This window comes from Alteromonas gracilis (assembly GCF_043642145.1).
Taxonomy (GTDB): domain Bacteria; phylum Pseudomonadota; class Gammaproteobacteria; order Enterobacterales; family Alteromonadaceae; genus Alteromonas; species Alteromonas gracilis_B.
This window is the reverse complement of record NZ_JBHZRZ010000005.1, coordinates 20,916-39,017: the sequence shown is the minus strand read 5'-3', so window position 1 is coordinate 39,017 and position 18,102 is coordinate 20,916. Positions and strand designations below refer to the sequence as shown.

Sequence of the window (18,102 nt, the reverse complement as noted above, 5' to 3'; positions counted from 1 at the left end):
TTCATAGCAGGTGCAAGGACGCACCACTCCCCTCATTCTTGATGTAGAATGCACACAGGGAATAAAAATAGACCTCAATTTTAATTTAATAGGATAAAAATGATGAGTCAGAAAATATGGAACGTGAAATTTGTTGCAGGCAACCCAAATATTTTCAGTAAGGTACGTACTGCTCTTTGTGGGCCTCTAAAGCGTTCTGAAGCGAATGAAGCGTTTGAAAATGTATCAAACCATGGTTGGCGTGCGTGGATTGAACACGCTAAGACGGGAAAGCGCATTGCAGAATCTCCTGTTGAAACTGCATACAGAGAGCATTAGTGGACATTACCCAATAGCGCTTAGGATTAAAAAGTACATGAAATTAGAAGCAAGGCGCTGGGAAAGGCATTATGAGGCGGCACGTCCATATATTGTGTTGATTGATGGATGTGTGCTCATGGGTAAAAAGGGTCCAAGAACATTTGGTAGTGAAGAGGCAGCAATTAAGGCTGCGCAACGTCATATCAAAAATACCAGAGAGAAGTAATCTATGAGTGCGTATCAGATAATTAATGCAGACAGTCTCACGCTGCTTAAAGACGTCGAAGACGAGTCTGTAGATTTAATTGTTACAGACCCTCCCTACTCTTCTTTGGAGAAGCACCGGGCCGTGGGTACGACCACACGCCTAACAAATGACTGGTTCCCTGTAATATCCAATGAAAAGTTAGCAGAGTCTGTGGCAGACATGTTTCGGATACTAAAGCCTGACAGTCACTGTTATGTATTGTGTGACCAAGAAACCCACTACGTCATACGCGAGGCCGCTATTGCTTGTGGGTTTACTTGGAAAAAGTTGCTTATCTGGGACAAAGACTCAATTGGTATGGGGTACAGCTGGCGTAGCCAACACGAAGTGATATGTTACCTAGAAAAGGGCAAACGCCGATTAAATGATCTTGGTTGGTCAGATGTACTTAGACATAAACGCGTTCGAGGCGCTTACCCTACCGAGAAGCCTGTTTCTTTGATGGAAGCTCTAATTGCCAATTCTTCAGATGAAGGTGAAATCGTAATGGATATGTTTGCTGGCTCAGGTAGCACATTAGAGGCAGCATTAAATCTTTCTCGCTATGCTATTGGGTCGGAAGTATCTGCCAAAGCTTGCGCTGATATCAAACGTCGGCTGACGCCATTTTCAAGCAGTGAATGCCTTTATCAACCTCGAAAGCAACTATCTCTCGCCAATTTTTAAACCGTGTTCATGGCAGGCGCAAGGATGCGCCACTCCTCTAAGTTAAGCTGCTCAAACAATGCCCTTATCGGACTTTCTACTGTTGACCTTCCTTTAAAATGCAATGCGGTTGGCCCAGTGCTCCCTGAACTTTTTCTCCCAAAGAAAGAGGTAGTTTGAGACTTTATTCAACCACTTTATTATTTTTCCACCGTGGACCCGACGTACAACCTTGTGCGACCTGAATTCAGGGTAGAGTGGGTTATCGACAAGGCGTATTGTTAAGTTACATCATTCGGAGTAGCGTAAAATGAAAGATTCATCAATTACTATGCACACCGCTTTTCCTGTTGGTATGGTATGCACTATTGGCAGAGGCTGCCTTGGTAATCCAGCTGGTACTCTTGGTGTAGTTTATGAAAACTACACTATAGGTGGTCATCATGGTGTTTCCATTCTTTTCCCGAACGGGCGCTATGACGGCTTTTCTGAGCGCTGTATTGAAATCATGGATGTTGTTCCAGCGAGACTATCTAGGGCGCTTTGCAACTACGAATTTATCCACATTGGTAAATTAAGTTCAGACTTCGAGCGCGGCATCTTCAATCATGCTTTCAGTGTGAAGGCTAGGTAGCTATTTCATCAAGGAATAAAAATGAACGAACATCTAATAAGACTAAAATCTATCATTTCTAAGAGTGCATTCAACGTTTCTCCTCGATATTCAGTGAACATCGATTTTAAGAATGTTTTTGTACCTGATACGGGGGTTTTACTTTATAACCTCGATGTCTCTGAGGCTGCAAATGAACAAGGCTTGTCTCCTGAAGAAGTATTGTCGCGTCTGACCCCGGCGTTTCAACGAGAGAATACAAAGTGGACGCAGCAAATGCAGATTACGTTCGTCGAGAACCTGCTTTCAGGCTGCGAAACAAAAATACATTTCTACGACTTATCAAGCGCCGAACATGATATGGATAACTGCCTGATACTGGACGGCCTACAAAGACTGACAGCCATTGCCGCTTACCAAGAGGGTCAGTTCCCCGTCTTTGGTGACCTGTACTGGGATATGGTGAAATCAGGCGGTATATTTCCACGATTGAACTTATTGCTTAATATCTATCAGTTTGAAAGCGATAAAGAGGCGTGCGAGTTCTATATTCAAATGAATAAAGGGATTACACACAATGAGGACGATCTTAAGCCTGCCTATGCGTTTCTAGACGCGTAATAGTAGACCACTTTAACTTTCCTATCCTTGTCCACCAGCGACACACCCAGCAGCGGATTACTGCTCTCTGGTGGACGTGCTATACAAAGCGCATTATAAGTTGCTTCCTCTTGTGGGGCTTGTCATATAGAGTACTGGGGTACTATGGATGGTATCAATTACAAGGATTATCGCTATGACAACGCCCAACAAAAATCTATCTGCTGACGTACACAACGCCATCAACGAAGCAGAAAAGAGCGCACGTAAAATACTTCACGTTAACCATTGGGTTCAGAACGGGTTAACCGTATACGCCAGCATTATTGCTCCGCTAATGTTTTCGGTCATCTTCACGTATAAAAGCAATATGGGGGATGAACTATATGGCTGGTTAGTGACACTGCTTGCCTTGACAACACTCGCGAGTGTTTACTACACCATTACCACCAAACCCCCTTCCAACCCTTTATTCTTACTTCAAGACATGCTTAAGCAGGTGGTAAAAGCACACGAAGTTAAAGATAAAATAGCGAAGCAAAACATCGAAATGCGTGAGAGTTTAGAGTTCCTTGATTCGTCTATTGAAGCAACGACACTTGCCCTGACATATTCGCTTGCTGAATTGCGTGCGGCTATTGGCGGCAATGCAATACCGTCTTCTCAAGAAGAATACAAAGCTGGATTAAAGAAGATTTTAACGCCTCTATCGAAGAATCTACCATTGTTATACGGCACTAACGCGTCGAAGCTCATGCTGACCCTTTATTTCTGGGATAAGAAAAGCGAACGCCTTTATATTTCATTTCGCCGTAAAGTAGGAAGTATTCATGAGCAAAATCGCTCATGGGGTAGACGTGAAGGCTTCGCAGGTCAGGTTTTCTCTACAGGCAATTTCATCATCGAGAACGACATCAACAACGCCAACACTAGACCGTCTTTCTCGCAACTTGTTGATGCAGATAACGAATACTACCACAGTGTAATTGGCGTACCTGTTTTGTCTACCAATGACTATATGGATGGAGCTGACCCGTTAGGAGTGCTGGTACTGACTAGTAATGAGCCAAACACCTTTAATGACGCGGTTGGCAATGAGAATCGCCATGAGTCATTGCTAGTGGCTACCGCCCGTCTAGCGTCGATATATGTTGACTTTTTAGACACCAAAATGCAAAATTCCTCTATTGACACCGTATTTTTCAAAGAGGGAGACGTATAATGGCACGCGTATCGAGAGTACCGTTAAGCTTTATTCTTTCAAGCAAGAACCCTCGCCCTGAGGACAAAAAGCGCTTAGACGAGTTTATGTGCTCATTCAGAGAGCGCTCTAAAGAAAAGATAGCTAAACAATTCCCACCTCTTGTTGAGACCGAAATGACCGCTGAATAGTTTAAAAGCCCGTCCATGTGACGGGTTTTAATTTCCTGTTATTTTTTCACTCTATGTCCACCAGCGACACTAATTTACCCCCTTAATACCCTTGCACTGTCCCAAACTGCATTACAGTAGTTACAACTAAGCCGTTCTGAGGGAGCACTCATTGTTGAGCAAAATCCCCCTTACCTCCAAGTTTTGCTTAGTAAAATTACCATACGAAAAGGATACAGCTATGAATGAAGATATACGTGGGTTGATTATGGATATGCGCGATGATGAGAAACGTCTTCGCGAAAAAAAAGGGGATTTAGTGGCTTCAGGCCAACTGGTCGCTACGCAGTATTACCGAGTGAAGCTGGAAGCCCTATTAGAGGAAGCCGGTCACCGTCGCCCTACCATAATTGAACAAGAGAGTGATAGGTTAGTGATGCTGGGTTAGTTTTTCTCTAGAAATAGACAAAGTACCTTTCTTGTCATAACGCTGTTACGCCTCCACTGCGAGGCGTTTATTATTCTTAGCACTCTATAGTCGACATTGTTATTCGCTTGAGCAGCGTTTCCTTTTCAGTTTTTATTTGTCCTGAGTTCCATCAACGTCCTGCACAATTAAACAATGTATATCTACCGGAGACTAACTCTATATTACCTGCTGCGGTTGCGTTAACGTATTTAGTGAGAGTATAGACCTATCGATTGATGCGGAGAGTACGTCATGTTCGGAACACATAATCATTAACCACTAATTGCTACGGACCCTTGAAAGAAATGTGCAGCACCCGCACTAAACGAGTGGTTCGTTGCAATGGAACAGATGTGTATAACACATATCACCTTGTTAACCAGTAGGAGTACAAAGCTTAATGACATTGAATGAATATATCGACCATAAGAAACTCGCTATTAATATTAACTTTGTGATGCGTCATGCCTCTTCAATGAGCGGCAAATATTTACGTCAGGACCGCGCTAACCGCCGTCGTAAAGTCAGAAGTTTGATTCGTGAGGTTCGTATGGCTTCTTCGCCCGAAACTGCTTTTATGGTGAAGGCTGTGGTTGCTGAACTACCATCTCCAGCCACCACATTGCATTAACTGATGATTCCTACATCTTAGTTTTTTAGCAAATAGAATAAGGCGACAAATGAATGCACTTAATTGGCGCTCACCACCACAAGTTACAGCTAATCTAATAGTGTCCAAGTTTTACTGTTCCTGTATTTATTCTTGGATGTGATTTTTCCTTGTTTTGCCGCTCTCGCCTGAGAGCGGTATTTTTCATGTCTTTTCCACCTCCTCTGAAGGCATCGCTCCATTTTCATTAAACACGAAAAATCAGCTTCTTAATCCCCCTTTAGCAAATAAGACTTCCTTTATCCTTTTACCATATCAATTGGTGTTATGGATACGTATGTTTCGGAAATTACTACTTACTACAGCAATATTAACTGCAATGCTTTCTAACTCAGCGATATCTGGGGGTATTAGAGCCTACCCAATGAATTTATCGAATGTGGGTGTTGGAATTCCAAGTGTCATCTATGTCGAAAATACTTCGGATAAAGCAACCTTCGTGACTTCTTACTCCGACAACGACAACGTAATGGTTTATCCACCTGTGATTGAGAAGTTAGGGCCGGGTGAGAAACAAGCAATTAACGTTGCGTTTATGGCAGAGCCGAATGAGTCTGACAAGAACTATGTCATTGTTAAAATAGGTGACGGCTATAACTTTAAAATAGGCGTAATAGGTAATTAAATACCATGCTTCGCCTTCTCTTGTGCGCCCTACTTTCAAGCTCGTTACTGCTTTCATCTCCGGTTGACGCCTCTGCGTTCTTCGGTGAGCTGCTGCTTGATAACAAAAAAGTATCTGGCTTCATTTATGAGTTCGAAGGCAAAAATTATATTCCTATTCCTATCTTCGAGAGACTGGGTTTGACTACTCAGGTCGCCAGCAAAACCATACCTCATTGTGGCGAATGTATTGCTCTAGAGGACTTTGCAGAAGTACAGAAGAACGGCATTAACATTCAGGTTTATCCTTTCTCCAGTTTTCAGTCGAATGATAGCCGCGTTTCGTTGATGTCTAATTCAATAAACCTATCAGGTGCTTCCGAACAGACATGGGCCTATTGGGTAAATTATCGCGGCAAGTTTGACGATAGACGTTCTTTATTTCTTGATAATAATTTTTCTACGCCTTGGGGCACATTGAATGCCCGAACTGATTACTACGAAGGACGTGGTAGCGAACTGCAAAATATTCAATTCATTCATGAAAACATCATTGATGAATATGAAATTGTCGTTGGGGATATTAATACATCACGTCTCGCTTGGGGCGGCAATTATGGTTTAGCCGGTATTGGGTACTTTACTACCGATCCTCGTTTAACTGATGTCTATGGACTATCTGATAATTTGTCCATTGATATTGAAAGTCATACAGAGGTGGAAGTCATTGCTAATGGCAGAACCATTTACAAAGGGTATCAAGGCGCAGGCCAATTCTCGATCGAGGACATTTTCGGTAGCGGATACATGGATATCGAAGTCAGGAAAAACTCTGAGACGGCTGACTATTATCAATTCTACTTCGATGCACAGGCGCTTCCTAAAGGAGATACCAACGTAAATGTGGCGTTTGGTCAGTTTAACCGTGGGCCATTTCGCTACGACTACGGTTTGGCTGCTAATTTTGAGTATGGCATAACGGATAACGTTTGGATGAACACCTCTTTTCTTGGTACGCAAAACAATTATATAGCAGGTGTCTACGGTGGAATAAGTACGCTTTACGGCGCAATAGTTAGTGGCTTTTCACAATCAGACACTGGGTCCCAAATGGACATAGGCTATAACTATTCCTATAAGTACTTTCGCTTTTCAGCGTCTTACGTAGACGATAATACGTTAGATAATTTCTCGGATAGAACGTTCTCAACCGTGCGTGCAAGTTATCGGATAGGCAACGTTAGCTTTTCTGGAAGCTACGTTAATCGACAACATTGGGATGTCTATTCAGGCTCTATTTTCACCACATTTAATAATGGTGTTTCTTTATCTGGGAATATACAACGCAGTGACATTGAGACCAGCTTTTTTCTTACCTTAAGCTTCGCCTTTAACGGCTTAGGCAGTGCATCGTTATCGATCTCAGATAACGATGTTAGAGGTTATATGAGCGCTGCACATAATTACGATGGTATACAACTGATCTACAACGCATCACATTCTCGTGAACAAGGCGGTCTGCTTCAGGCATCAGCCGCTACACCTTCAATGCAAGTTAATGCACGATACAGCACTGAACGTGGAGAGCACGCCATTGATGTCAACGGTAGTCTTATCTTTGATGGTAACAACTGGTCTGCGATACGCAATCGGGCTCAGGCAATTGGTATTATAGAGGCTAAAGGTGGCGATATTGATATCAATGGCCATTTTCAAAAGTCCAGTATTATTGATGGACAGAGTACCGCGCTTAGTCTCCCTACATACAGAGACACCTCCTTTGCGCTGTCTTCCCGTGACATTTTCTCTTCTTTGGCTTCGCCGTCAGCGACTTTTTCGTCTGGGAGAGTTGGGGCCTACAAGATTAGAGCTGAATTTGTTTCTCCGGGGGCAAATTTCACTTTTTCTGGTGGAAAAAAAGGAGATGTACTTAGCATAGATGACAAAACATTTACCTTTTTCGAAAAGGTTGGCTTTTTCGTCAAATCGCTGCCTATCGGTGAGTATTCAGCAAGCGTAATGCGTAAGGGTGAAGCTATTTGCAACACCTCGCTTACAGTGTCTGCGGTATACAAAAAATCAAAGATTTCATGTGATATTTAATTTTATTAAACCTGCTCAATAATGGGCTTCTTAACTACAGCATAGGAATAACTATGAAAATTAAATCTACTTTATTGGCGTTAGCTCTTTCAGTGACATCACTTTCTTCAATGGCACAAAGTGCTGCATCGTTTCCTGTTGAAACTAGCTTTTCAACCATTTGTGGCGTTTCTGACGCGCCTGTCGCTCTGGACTTCACTAACTCATTAATTGGTGAAAGCCGTTCTATAGATTTTAGTGTTACCCTCGAGTGTAATTTTGCCTATATTGATGACAACATCGGTATTAGCATCCCTCCGCTATTCAGCTTAGATGGAGTAGTAGTGTTTACGGCTCGCGGGGCGGCCTTAGTTTATGAAAATATCATGGATGAAGGACCCCTTAGCATCACGCCTCCGGGAACAGGTGAGCAGACCGTTGTAGTCGATTTTACTGCTCATCTTGTCGACGACGTAGAGTCGCTGGGCCCACCAACGACAGCCTTCAACTTATTCACGATTGCAGAGATATTTGTTATGTTGCCAGATGGCTCTAATGTAGATGGTGGAGGCATGGAGATCATGTAATTTCCATAAATAGGCTTTATTTTTGACTTTCTTTAATTGCTTTAGGTTCAACGCTGTGGTGGCAATAATGTTGTCACCGTAAGCGTTTCTTCAAACAATACATAATATATCCATACTAATTAAGAGCTCATTTGGCGAGTATTGAGAAGTACTTGAAACGCCGAACGCTATTTCATTTACGGCGACACGCGGTGAAGACTTGCATTAAACGAGAGGCAGTGCTTCATGTTGAAGATAATTTAAGGCACAGCACTTAATACGCAGGCGGCCTAGCCCCTTTTAGAATTATTTAAGGTCTTAAATTTCAGGTCTTAATTCACATTAGTGTAAGACCCCTCTGTTATGCTTTCTTCATTGGTGAATAGTTCCCACCAATTGTAAAAATTAAATTACCCTTTGCGCTCTCCAATGAGCGCTTTTTTTTGCCTTTTATACGATGTCGGCCATCATTGATGGATTCGCATGCAATGCCAATTAAGCTTGTTCGTAATATCTGCTACGGGCAAACTAAATTGGAAATATACGATAAGCTAACGCTTAGGTTGTTTTCAACATATGAGAAAACCTGCTCGTTGACATGACAGGTGCGCGTGGCGTTGCCGCCTTTTTCCGAGCTATTCGCCGTTCCGTTTGTTTGAGGCTCGTACTGGCCAGAATAATTTCATAAAAAATAAAATCAGGTCTTTGATAGATAGCTTTTTTATAAATGCTTCGAGACCTGTATTTTTTCTGCCATTATTCTTTCTTCGTCGCAGAATGCGCCGGGGTATTGAGCTTCGTCAATGCATGTGAAGGTGTATTGTCCATGGGAGAAGCGTGTTGATGGGTTGCCCGGTTGGGAACCATGGCATGATTACCTCATCAATTATTTACCTAATTCGTTGTCCTCCTACGCAGCGCAAGGCCGCCTCCGGGCGGTCACCCCTTACCAGCCACCAAGGCATTAAAAACCCCCTGCAATCTAGCAGGGGGCGGGAGGGTAGAGTCATCTCTACAAGGTGAAACTATGCCTAATGGCATGTTAATTACGCAATCAACCTATTCATCAGTTCACCGATAACATCATAAAGTTGCTATCTTAGTGAAGAACTCCAAGTTTTTGTTGCATTACACTCATATCCTCCATTCAAACGCTTAGGGGGTGTTTATGCAGATTTATCGTTTTATTGTTATCTTCGTCCTACTTTCACTCGGCCCTCTAACGCAAACCCTATTGCCTTTCTTTAGTCATCTTGGCTTTTTGGCCGATGAGAGCGTTCATCTCTTTGTTTTATTCCTCGCTTGGGTCATGACTTCTGCTGGCCTTTTCTTAAGCCTGATAGAATATCAATTGTACAGGGATGAAGGTTTTAACCCTTTCTCATAAAAGTATTCTTATTTCATGTCTCTGGTGGACACGCTAGGCCTGCCGCTTTTCCCTAGCGTTATTATTACTCATGGCATACTCAAAGTATGAAATGAAGGAGACGACCGCCATGCAAAATCCATCACTTATTGATGCTTTCTTAGCCCACCGCTTGCGCCAGTATCGCTTGCCTAGCGAAGAGCCAGTTTGGTCGATCAGTGAGAGTGGTATCGGTGGTGTTGCTTTTTATGGTTTCTTCTCTTCTATTATGCTCGAAGAGGCAGCCAATCGTTTGCTTGATAGCACTGACGTAAGATTGGATGCAATTAAGGCAATCAAAGAGCGTGGAGTAACCATTGCAATTAAATACTCTGACAAGGTGTCTAAACATGACACTCGCGGCATGTCTTTTGAGTTATCAAAGACCATTGCAATGACGGGAACGGAGCTATATGCGCTCACTAATCTTAGGCAAAAACTAGCAACTGAGGCGCTAATGATATCCAAACAGTTACGTGATGAGTGCATTCAAATTAAGGAGGCAGGTATCGATACAGTAAAATACGCCGACAGAAAATCAATGACGCGTGCCGTTGAGTCTATCGTCGACGCTATTGATACGCAGGCTTAGGGCTCCTGATTATTGAACTCTCCACCAGCGTTGTCCATCAAAGGCATAAAATCAGTCTCTTAATTCACATTTTTACCTAAATGTATGATTACAATATAGGTCTATATCATGAAACTCTAAGAGGGTAATATGCAGCGACGCATAGCCACCTCATTGGCTCGACTATATGTGTCAAGTCCACTTCTTTCATTTGTACTCTTTGTAGGTGGTTTTTTTGTTTATTGGTCTTTTATTATTGCCTATATTCTTGACTCTCAGTTGTTCAATGCGTGGGCTGTCTTAACCTGCGCGATGATTGTGCACCATTATATTAATCGTGCGGTGTTGCCCATAGTAAAGTCAATTAAAGCTGAACGTTAAAATCCGATGTGACTAAACCATGCCTTTTGTAACTGTCGCTACCCGCACGCATGATGAATGCCAGTGCCCAGAGCATGATATCGAAATGAACCACATTACTGCCACGGTTCACCTTGAACCGGATGGGAGTGGTGAAGCGTTCGTATTTTTTGGTGACTGATGAGTGGCTTTTTACTTCCGTAGAAGACATCGAGGACTTGAAGCGTCAAACATGGGAGCGTTTCCTATCGCGCCCTTCAGAGTAAACGCCTAAAAAAAGGGCCCTCAATGTCTAAACCTGTGAGGGTATTCCCCTTTATAACTATGATTATCTCATTTCTCAGAAATCGGATGCTACTATAGGGGCTTAGTAAAATGCTGTTTATTTACAAGGAGTACAAATGCAGCTTAAGTCCGACTTTTTTGGTGACTGGTTAAATATACTTAAAGATATCCTTCAGAATCATTGGGGGTATGATATTTCTGGCGTTAGCGAGGACGAGTTGCCATATGTGTACTTCAACGCTGAAAAGCGTAGACCCGAACAAAGAAGCCGAAATGTTGAAACTTCTGATGTTTTTAGTTGCCCGTCAGACCTTCAGACGGGTTGGGAACGCTTAAAAAATCTAGTTGAATCCGGTGGTGATTTAACTCCAAATTTGAGCAAGTTAGTAAGTAAACTGAATAATAAAGATTCGTTGTTGAATGACTGGGGTGTCCATCATTTTCATTTGGGCGAAGCGCTAAACGGCAATTACATTGAGAGAACCGGGCCATTACTCTTTGCTCTTGTCGCGAAAGATAACTTCTATGCAATCAATGTTTTTCAACATGGAGCTTGGGCTGATCAGGATATAGTTGAAACTCTACACAGGAATTGGCCTGATGCCCTGAGTCTTTACCGATTAAATAATGTTATTTCTGCTACAAAAGTATCAGAGAGTGAAAGGCTAATTTTAAGAGCGAAAAATGTGAACGGCATGTTTACTGTATCAGATGGAACGGTATACGCACCTACTGGTGGTGGCGTTGTAACTAGTGGTTACAACGCCCAATCAATTATCAATACTGACAAACAACGAAGGCTATTAAAAGGTTTAGAAGAAAATCTTCAATCGCAATTAGTTAATTTAAAAGAACTTCTCTACAAGCATGGTTATTCGGGTGAAGATGTTATAAAAGCCTCTCTCGAAATTACTGAAAATCAATATCTGGCGATTTTTCCCGATTACGATATTTCGGTGACACTGATTGGCAATGTATGATAGATAACTGCACTGATAAATTTCAGTTTTTCAGCTTAACCTACATACCCCACTTCCCATACCTCACCCATGAGCAATTTTTTATTCGTCCGGCCCTCTCGTGTGCTGGACATTCCTTCTTCAAATGCAATGGGTGTACAGACTAATGAAATCGTATCGTCGAATAACTCACTAATATGCTCGTTTATTAGCTCCCAGCGAGCCTCTGTTGCACTTTCTGAAGGAGCAGCGATAACAACCATAAAGTTTCTTTCTAACGAGTGTCCAGCAGCAGCAGCCGAAGAGAAGTCAGCTAATCGAATTATGTCAGCAAGGTGGCCTTCTAAATTATAGCTCCGCTTCAACTCGATAACATGCCTGACGTTCCCTGTTCTCTGTGAGCGTACCACTATGTCTACGTTACCGTGCCGCAAGATTTGTCCATCATCTATCTGTAATGATTCACAGATACTCTTCACGGAGTCCTCCATAGAAAAGGTCAGTGTCTTGTAGTGCTGGTGGACGCACCGGGCAATAGATACTGATAAAAAGTATTCTGGAAAGTCGTTGATAGACCTCCCTGTTATTTCCATCGCCTCCTTAGCGGCCTGCGCTCCTGCCTCGGCGAGAACCAATCTTAATGATCTTCTTTTACTCAATGTATACCCTCTACATGACTTATTCTCATGTCTACCACGGACTTCATTCTCTTAGTGCTTCTCAATATTGTACCATTTCGACTGACCGTTTCTGTTATAAATCGTAAGCACAATCTTGTGAGAGCGTATCTATAGTTAATAAAGATGTCTGCCAATAGCAGTCACATTAATTACTTCCGAGCAAGCTTTATACGGTACAGCTGGTCCCTTCCTTTTGTCATTCCTAGCATTTCCACGATAGACAACATTTGGCCAGAGACTCAGTTCGCCACTCGTTTACCCATTGCGATATGCAATCTGCTGTCATACTTAAACTATCAACAATCGACGAGGCAACATGAAGGCCTTCAAATCGTGAGCTCTGAGTGAAGGCGGTAGTCCTCCTTGACGGTTTTCGTTATATTACAGGTTGAGATTTTTAAGGATATGTACATTCAATGGTAGACATTAAACGACAACGACTAGCAAGACAGAGGGCATTCTGTAATGAATGGACGACGTTCCTTCGTGATTGCAAAGCGAAAAAGATAAAGATGAACCAGACCATTGGCGCAGAGATGTTGGGGATTAAAAGATCTACCTTCAGCGATGCCATCAACAATGGGCCGACTGACGCTATCCTGCTTCGCTTTTATCTTTTTACTGGGATTCACCCCAGCAGAATAGAGCCGTCACTGTCACAGATAAAGCCTTTGACCACACAGCATATTGAAGAACAACACTTAAGCACTATAGACTCGCTGGCTGCTTAATTAATGGCCCCGGTACAAGTTCTTTAAACGGGCGCAGGTCACGTTCGTCTTTTTATCCTGCATGTGTCTTCTTTCCACCAGCGTCAATGCTGGTGGCTCATTCCTGTTATTGTCAATCAATCGTGTCTACCACAGACTCGCGCTTTCCCTCTTTTTGCCATTGCCAAATCGTCCTTTAATGCATAATAAACACATCAACAAAGGACGGAGCTAGGCGATGACAATGCCAAACACAACATTGATTTTTACTTTTCTTAAGACGCGACTTGAGCAAGAAAATTTCCCTATAGTAGAAATTTATTGGGCAGTGAATGATGTTTCGCTTTTGGGGGAATTGGATTCCGTTTCTGAGAACGACCCCCTATACCCTTCAATCGTCAGTGATCGAAGTTACGTATCATTCTATGGGGATTTGAGCCCTGAAGCTTTGAAGCAATGGGTAACCACTTCGTGTATCTTTAGGGGTGACGACTTTGACAAAATCAGTGAGTCATTGGCAGGCGGTACCGTTTTGTCTTTGGCACTGTACAATGGTGCGCCTCAAGTGCTTACCCACATCCGTGATGGTGCCAGCTATTACGAAAAGACCCTCATTGGTACCTTGGCAAAATATATTAATGGAAAGTATAACGCCCTTCGTGCGCTGCTTGCAGACGATATCAAGCTTATTTACGAGGCAGGTCTGCATAACAAGCCTCTTGAAAGTGACGATGAGGTGAACCAATTGGTGCAGGAGATAACGCGTAACCTGCAACAGTTAAAATCACCGGCTGCTTAATACTGGCTACCCCTTTCTCTTCGAGGAAAGTATTATCACCTTGCCGATAACATATGCGTACTTACGGATACCTTGAAAGTAAATGTCACCGAGACTGAGTGGGCAGTTTAAAAGAAGAAGCCCTTGAGGTAGTTTACAGTTTGTCCAAGTTAATACAGTTAGGAAGAGATATTGTGGATACAGAATTTATGGCTTTTGACGTGTGGTCAAATGCAGACGGAAATGTAGCAGCCGTGTTGGCCACAAAGCAGTTCGTCGATGACCAAGATGCTCCTTACGGCTTTGAGCGACATGAAATTCGAATCGATGCACCTAATAAGCGTGCAGCGCTTAAAGGGTATCGTGAAGAGCGGAATAAAATGGAAAAAGTATTATGATAACTATTGAACGTCAAGACGGGTCATACACCTTCAACGTAAAAGTTAATGCTAAGGGTATTATTTTATATCTCGCTTATTACAAATCTGACAACGGTTCATATGCACACACTGATGCTTGGCCAAAATTGCGAAGAAATGAAATCGATGTGCCTCAGGATGTCATACTTGAAGCAAAGTCTGAGGCGCTGAATCTCATGACAGTGGAGTAAGATTGTTACTATGATCGTATCAAGACCTATTAACGACGAGAAAAACGATTTACTTGTCGGTCACGAAAACAAAATGCTGGTGGTTCGTGATTTGGAAGGCAAACAGGTTCATGCCGAACCTGCACCACCGGGTAACTGGACACATGATGCTTTAGAGGCTTTCGATTACTACACCATCGCGCCGTATGGGTGGAACGCGTATCTTGGTTTTGATAAAGAAAACTGGATTGGTGGCTCTGAGGTATAATATCCTGCTATTCCACCGACAGTACAACTGATAAATAACTATATCTGCACAGATAATGTTATTGGGCTATGCCTTTACGTCTATCGGCTACACCATCACATAATAGTTCGCTACTTGCGGCCAGTGACGATGAGGTAGTATTAAATCATCTAATGGCTATGGGAATATTCCATGAGTAACACCGCACTAATTAATACCTATATAAAAACTCGGCTTGAACTTGCCGGGTTCCCCCATAGCGAGTTCGAATGGGCCGTCGAAGAGTTGTCTGGAGGGATTGAGTTTGATTTAATTTCCATGGACGACCCTCTTTACCCAATGGCCGTAGCTGAACGCAGCTATGTGTCATTTTACGGCCCCATCAATATCAATAACCTAATTCGCTGGTTAGACAACGGTTTACTTAACAGTGATGGAAAAGACTCCTTACTTGAGTCATGGGCTAAAGGTGCAAATCTAATTCTAGTGTGCGAGAACGGCGTGCCACAGGTTAAAACCCGTATGCATGAGACGGCGCTTGATAGAGATAAAATGGTCTTTGATATAGGCGCCAATTTCCTTACAGAAAAATATAACACACTGCGCAAAAGGCTTGCTGAAGAAATAAAACAAATTTATGAGTCAGGCCTGTACACCCGAAAGTTCGACGATGACGAACAACTGCGGTATGCCATAGACGACATTATGATAGCGTTCGGCAAGCAGATGTCGTCAGCTACTTAATCTGCTATTTGTTTATTAACGGGGCGCATTGCCCCTTTTTTTAAACGTGTTAGTAGCTTGGCTTCACTTTAGCGTGTCTTCTGTGGACATAAATCACTTCTTGTATTTACTTATTATTCTTTGATGCGGTGTCTTTTGATGACACTGGCTCTCTTTCGGTTACTGCTTGCGTTATCGGTGCTTAGAGCATAATAAGCCTATCGATTAAAGGAGAGACCGCTATGAAACGTTACCACTTAATAGATGCATTTATTGATTCGCAATTACGTTCAGCAATGATGCCTCATGAGTCTTATGATTGGACTTTTGACGCCTCTGGTAATGCTCACGTTACTTTCAAAGGCAAGCTTACAGATGGACAAGTCGTTAACGCGGGGTATCGCTTCTTTGCAGGCCAGTTAAGCCTGAGGGATGAGTTCGATAGTGCCCTTCTAAAAGGTCTCACCGTAACCATTGTGTTTGTAGACGGTAAGCCCGTCGTTGAGCTACGCAAAAGCCGAAACCTTTCAAATAGCGAGCGGAATGTCGTACTTCGATTTGCTCAGGATTTTGAGAAAGATGTCAAAGAGCGCTGTAAACGCCTTGAAAGCCAAATTGAACAAGTCCGTACAGCTGGATTAGGTAGTATGAGTTATGCGTCTGACAGGGAACTGAGAGAGGTTGCCGCCGCGATTTCCCGTGAATTTGAAGCTAATGCAGTTTAGGAGTCCTAATATGACATTGATTGATACTTACATTAAAAATCGATTGAAAGCACGCCACCTGCCCACCCGTGACATTGATTGGTCTTTGGGAGACACAAAAAAGGCAAGCGTGTCATATTTTGGGCTCTTTGATAGTGAAATGATTCAAAAGGCTTCTGACCGTCTTATGCAGGGCCAATACGATAATGCAATATGGCGCCAGTCAGTAAGTCAATCGTTGACTGAAGACCTCGCCAGTGCAATCGAAAATGGCGCCAGTGTGACTGTTATGCGCAACTTCGATGTAGGTGGAAATCAATTTTTTATTCCTGACACCAAACCCATCAATACCGCTAAGGAACATGCGGCGATGGAATACCTGTGCGAGCTCTTAGCATTGGAAGCGATGGATTATATGAAAGACATCACTCAAGAGATACAGCAGATACAAGATGCAGGTCTACAAAATAAAGATTATGCGGATGATGAAATGCATAATATGGCACGCCTTGTTTCAGCAGAGTTTGACGGGGCCGCGTAGCCCCTTCTTGAAAAGGTGACTTGACGCCTCTGGTCATGTCCACCAGCGACACGAATCAATCCGAAAGGCCCCACTTGTCTTACCTCAGTTAGTGAAATAATGAAGTAGTTGGTAATCTCGAACTGATACACAGGCCTCCATTGAACCTCTAGTATCCTTCTTTAGACAGGGGTTCTTTAAATACACACAGACAACATCAGGCCGCGACGATATTTCCTCACAAGAGCTATTGGGTGTTATTCAAAATGAAATACAGCAAGTGAAGGTTTTTCTGGATGCTGCCGAACGCTCTCTTGACTCTCGCTCGGCTTTACTTAATGCCGCCAGTTGAATTAAATGACATAAGACAATCATTAAGCGCCACTACGGTGCTTTTTTGCCTTATCATCTAGTCGCCATAGAATAGCTGCTTAAACGTGCTGTATCACCCATACTATTTGTGATGGTATATGTTTTTATGAAATTCGTTTATGTCTACAGCAGACGCCACTTTTTTACCATGCAATCCCTTGCATTATGGCACCCAATGCTATCTTAACCCTATACCACATACAGGGGATTCATCATGCACTCAATCAGCACTTATCTAAAACACCGTCTTAAGAATTTGGCTCTTCCCCATGAATTTGTATCGTGGGTATGTAAAGAGCATCGCTCTGCTTTATGGGTAGGAGAAATTCCTTCTGATGATCCCCAATTCCCTAATGCCATTAAAGAGCAATGCTATATCGTCTTCAAAGGTGAGTTATCTGTCGTGATGATGGATATGTTAGCTTCAGAAGCTGGTCTGGACCCAGACGCGCTCTGTGTGTTTTATAACGCGACCACTAAAGGCACCAAGATGAGGATAGACACAAAATCCAATGTTCCTTGTCTACGCGTTAATGTGCATGAAGGTGCCTCTGCCAGAGAGTTAGATGCAGTAGAAATGGTTCGTGATTATGCCGAAGGTGTTATTAATAGCACTCGCACTGCCCTGACCGCCGAAATAAAAGATATATATGATGCAGGCCTTCACAATAAGACATGTTCAATTGAAAGAAATCCGGCGATACAAATGCCATAAGACATACTGTCTGTAAGCATGCTAGCTATCTAGTTACGCGTCAATTGGGGCTACATTGCCCCTTTTTTGTATCTGTTTTTTAAACGGGTTCGTGATGCCTAGTCATTCTCAATGCTGGTGGTGGAGATTCTGTTACCGTCAAGGGTTGTCTATCATTGACCTTTCACACTCACAACCGCTCTCACTAGTACCATCCTCCAGAGACACGCCTATGGTTTTAGTCAGGTAGTATTCTGTCCACCATCGAAACAGGTTACCTGCATCCCTCCCCTTGCGTCATTGGGCTTCATGGGAAGA

The 18,102-nt window shown here is 42.8% G+C and carries 26 protein-coding genes; 25 read left to right on the top strand and 1 reads right to left on the bottom strand.

Annotated features, from left to right (window positions below):
- The first annotated feature begins 99 nt into the window (after positions 1-99).
- The 16 genes from ACHUFN_RS11595 to ACHUFN_RS11520 all read left to right on the top strand — a co-directional run bounded on the left by ACHUFN_RS11595 (position 100) and on the right by ACHUFN_RS11520 (position 11,788).
- The gene (locus ACHUFN_RS11595; protein WP_394222546.1) at positions 100-318 is read left to right on the top strand and encodes a hypothetical protein; all 219 of its coding nucleotides are present in this window, start codon (positions 100-102) and stop codon (positions 316-318) included.
- A 37-nt stretch (positions 319-355) separates the two neighbouring features.
- The gene (locus tag ACHUFN_RS11590; RefSeq protein ID WP_394222545.1) at positions 356-526 is read left to right on the top strand and encodes a hypothetical protein; all 171 of its coding nucleotides are present in this window, start codon (positions 356-358) and stop codon (positions 524-526) included.
- A 3-nt stretch (positions 527-529) separates the two neighbouring features.
- On the top strand, positions 530-1,234 hold the full coding sequence (locus tag ACHUFN_RS11585) for a DNA-methyltransferase (RefSeq protein WP_394222544.1): 705 nt from the start codon (positions 530-532) through the stop codon (positions 1,232-1,234).
- A 289-nt stretch (positions 1,235-1,523) separates the two neighbouring features.
- Positions 1,524-1,847, top strand: a complete 324-nt coding sequence (locus ACHUFN_RS11580; protein WP_394222543.1) for a hypothetical protein — start codon at positions 1,524-1,526, stop codon at positions 1,845-1,847.
- A 21-nt stretch (positions 1,848-1,868) separates the two neighbouring features.
- Complete coding sequence (locus ACHUFN_RS11575) at positions 1,869-2,447, top strand: hypothetical protein (RefSeq protein ID WP_394222542.1); 579 nt, start codon at positions 1,869-1,871, stop codon at positions 2,445-2,447.
- Between the two features lie 175 nt (positions 2,448-2,622).
- Entirely contained in the window at positions 2,623-3,648 is a 1,026-nt protein-coding gene (locus ACHUFN_RS11570) for a hypothetical protein (RefSeq protein WP_394222541.1), read from the top strand.
- A complete protein-coding gene (locus tag ACHUFN_RS11565; RefSeq protein ID WP_394222540.1) occupies positions 3,648-3,818 on the top strand; it encodes a hypothetical protein in 171 nt (56 codons plus the stop codon). The genes ACHUFN_RS11570 and ACHUFN_RS11565 overlap by 1 nt, the downstream gene beginning before the upstream one ends.
- Before the next feature lie 220 nt (positions 3,819-4,038).
- The gene (locus ACHUFN_RS11560; RefSeq protein ID WP_394222539.1) at positions 4,039-4,245 is read left to right on the top strand and encodes a hypothetical protein; all 207 of its coding nucleotides are present in this window, start codon (positions 4,039-4,041) and stop codon (positions 4,243-4,245) included.
- 421 nt (positions 4,246-4,666) lie between these two features.
- Positions 4,667-4,897, top strand: coding sequence for a hypothetical protein (locus ACHUFN_RS11555; RefSeq protein ID WP_394222538.1), 231 nt, complete (start codon positions 4,667-4,669; stop codon positions 4,895-4,897).
- 316 nt (positions 4,898-5,213) lie between these two features.
- Positions 5,214-5,561, top strand: a complete 348-nt coding sequence (locus ACHUFN_RS11550; protein WP_394222537.1) for a fimbrial biogenesis chaperone — start codon at positions 5,214-5,216, stop codon at positions 5,559-5,561.
- A 5-nt stretch (positions 5,562-5,566) separates the two neighbouring features.
- The gene (locus ACHUFN_RS11545) at positions 5,567-7,642 is read left to right on the top strand and encodes a fimbria/pilus outer membrane usher protein (RefSeq protein ID WP_394222536.1); all 2,076 of its coding nucleotides are present in this window, start codon (positions 5,567-5,569) and stop codon (positions 7,640-7,642) included.
- A gap of 53 nt (positions 7,643-7,695) precedes the next feature.
- Positions 7,696-8,208, top strand: a complete 513-nt coding sequence (locus ACHUFN_RS11540; protein WP_394222535.1) for a hypothetical protein — start codon at positions 7,696-7,698, stop codon at positions 8,206-8,208.
- Between the two features lie 1,147 nt (positions 8,209-9,355).
- Positions 9,356-9,574 carry a hypothetical protein gene (locus ACHUFN_RS11535; protein WP_394222534.1) on the top strand — a complete coding sequence of 73 codons (219 nt, stop codon included), beginning with the start codon at positions 9,356-9,358 and terminating at the stop codon, positions 9,572-9,574.
- Positions 9,575-9,683: 109 nt separating this feature from the next.
- Positions 9,684-10,184, top strand: coding sequence for a hypothetical protein (locus tag ACHUFN_RS11530; RefSeq protein ID WP_394222533.1), 501 nt, complete (start codon positions 9,684-9,686; stop codon positions 10,182-10,184).
- Positions 10,185-10,563: 379 nt separating this feature from the next.
- Positions 10,564-10,704, top strand: coding sequence for a hypothetical protein (locus ACHUFN_RS11525; RefSeq protein ID WP_394222531.1), 141 nt, complete (start codon positions 10,564-10,566; stop codon positions 10,702-10,704).
- Positions 10,705-10,924: 220 nt separating this feature from the next.
- Positions 10,925-11,788 (top strand): hypothetical protein, encoded by an 864-nt coding sequence (locus tag ACHUFN_RS11520; RefSeq protein WP_394222530.1) that lies wholly within the window; start codon positions 10,925-10,927, stop codon positions 11,786-11,788.
- A 35-nt stretch (positions 11,789-11,823) separates the two neighbouring features.
- On the opposite strand, the gene ACHUFN_RS11515 is transcribed toward ACHUFN_RS11520, so the two are convergent.
- On the bottom strand, positions 11,824-12,246 hold the full coding sequence (locus tag ACHUFN_RS11515) for a hypothetical protein (RefSeq protein WP_394222529.1): 423 nt from the start codon (positions 12,244-12,246) through the stop codon (positions 11,824-11,826).
- A gap of 617 nt (positions 12,247-12,863) precedes the next feature.
- On the opposite strand from ACHUFN_RS11515, the gene ACHUFN_RS11510 reads away from it, so the two are divergent.
- The 9 genes from ACHUFN_RS11510 to ACHUFN_RS11470 all read left to right on the top strand — a co-directional run bounded on the left by ACHUFN_RS11510 (position 12,864) and on the right by ACHUFN_RS11470 (position 17,805).
- A complete protein-coding gene (locus ACHUFN_RS11510; RefSeq protein ID WP_394222527.1) occupies positions 12,864-13,178 on the top strand; it encodes a hypothetical protein in 315 nt (104 codons plus the stop codon).
- Positions 13,179-13,395: 217 nt separating this feature from the next.
- Positions 13,396-13,956 (top strand): hypothetical protein, encoded by a 561-nt coding sequence (locus ACHUFN_RS11505; protein WP_394222526.1) that lies wholly within the window; start codon positions 13,396-13,398, stop codon positions 13,954-13,956.
- A gap of 173 nt (positions 13,957-14,129) precedes the next feature.
- On the top strand, positions 14,130-14,333 hold the full coding sequence (locus ACHUFN_RS11500; protein ID WP_394222525.1) for a hypothetical protein: 204 nt from the start codon (positions 14,130-14,132) through the stop codon (positions 14,331-14,333).
- A complete protein-coding gene (locus ACHUFN_RS11495) occupies positions 14,330-14,545 on the top strand; it encodes a hypothetical protein (protein WP_394222524.1) in 216 nt (71 codons plus the stop codon). The genes ACHUFN_RS11500 and ACHUFN_RS11495 overlap by 4 nt, the downstream gene beginning before the upstream one ends.
- Positions 14,546-14,555: 10 nt before the next feature.
- The gene (locus ACHUFN_RS11490) at positions 14,556-14,792 is read left to right on the top strand and encodes a hypothetical protein (protein WP_394222523.1); all 237 of its coding nucleotides are present in this window, start codon (positions 14,556-14,558) and stop codon (positions 14,790-14,792) included.
- Positions 14,793-14,963: 171 nt separating this feature from the next.
- Positions 14,964-15,515 carry a hypothetical protein gene (locus tag ACHUFN_RS11485; protein ID WP_394222522.1) on the top strand — a complete coding sequence of 184 codons (552 nt, stop codon included), beginning with the start codon at positions 14,964-14,966 and terminating at the stop codon, positions 15,513-15,515.
- Between the two features lie 221 nt (positions 15,516-15,736).
- Positions 15,737-16,219: a hypothetical protein gene (locus ACHUFN_RS11480; RefSeq protein WP_394222521.1), complete on the top strand. Its 483-nt coding sequence runs from the start codon at positions 15,737-15,739 to the stop codon at positions 16,217-16,219.
- Positions 16,220-16,229: 10 nt separating this feature from the next.
- Complete coding sequence (locus tag ACHUFN_RS11475; RefSeq protein WP_394222520.1) at positions 16,230-16,739, top strand: hypothetical protein; 510 nt, start codon at positions 16,230-16,232, stop codon at positions 16,737-16,739.
- Positions 16,740-17,304: 565 nt separating this feature from the next.
- Positions 17,305-17,805, top strand: coding sequence for a hypothetical protein (locus tag ACHUFN_RS11470; protein ID WP_394222519.1), 501 nt, complete (start codon positions 17,305-17,307; stop codon positions 17,803-17,805).
- Positions 17,806-18,102: the final 297 nt, after the last annotated feature.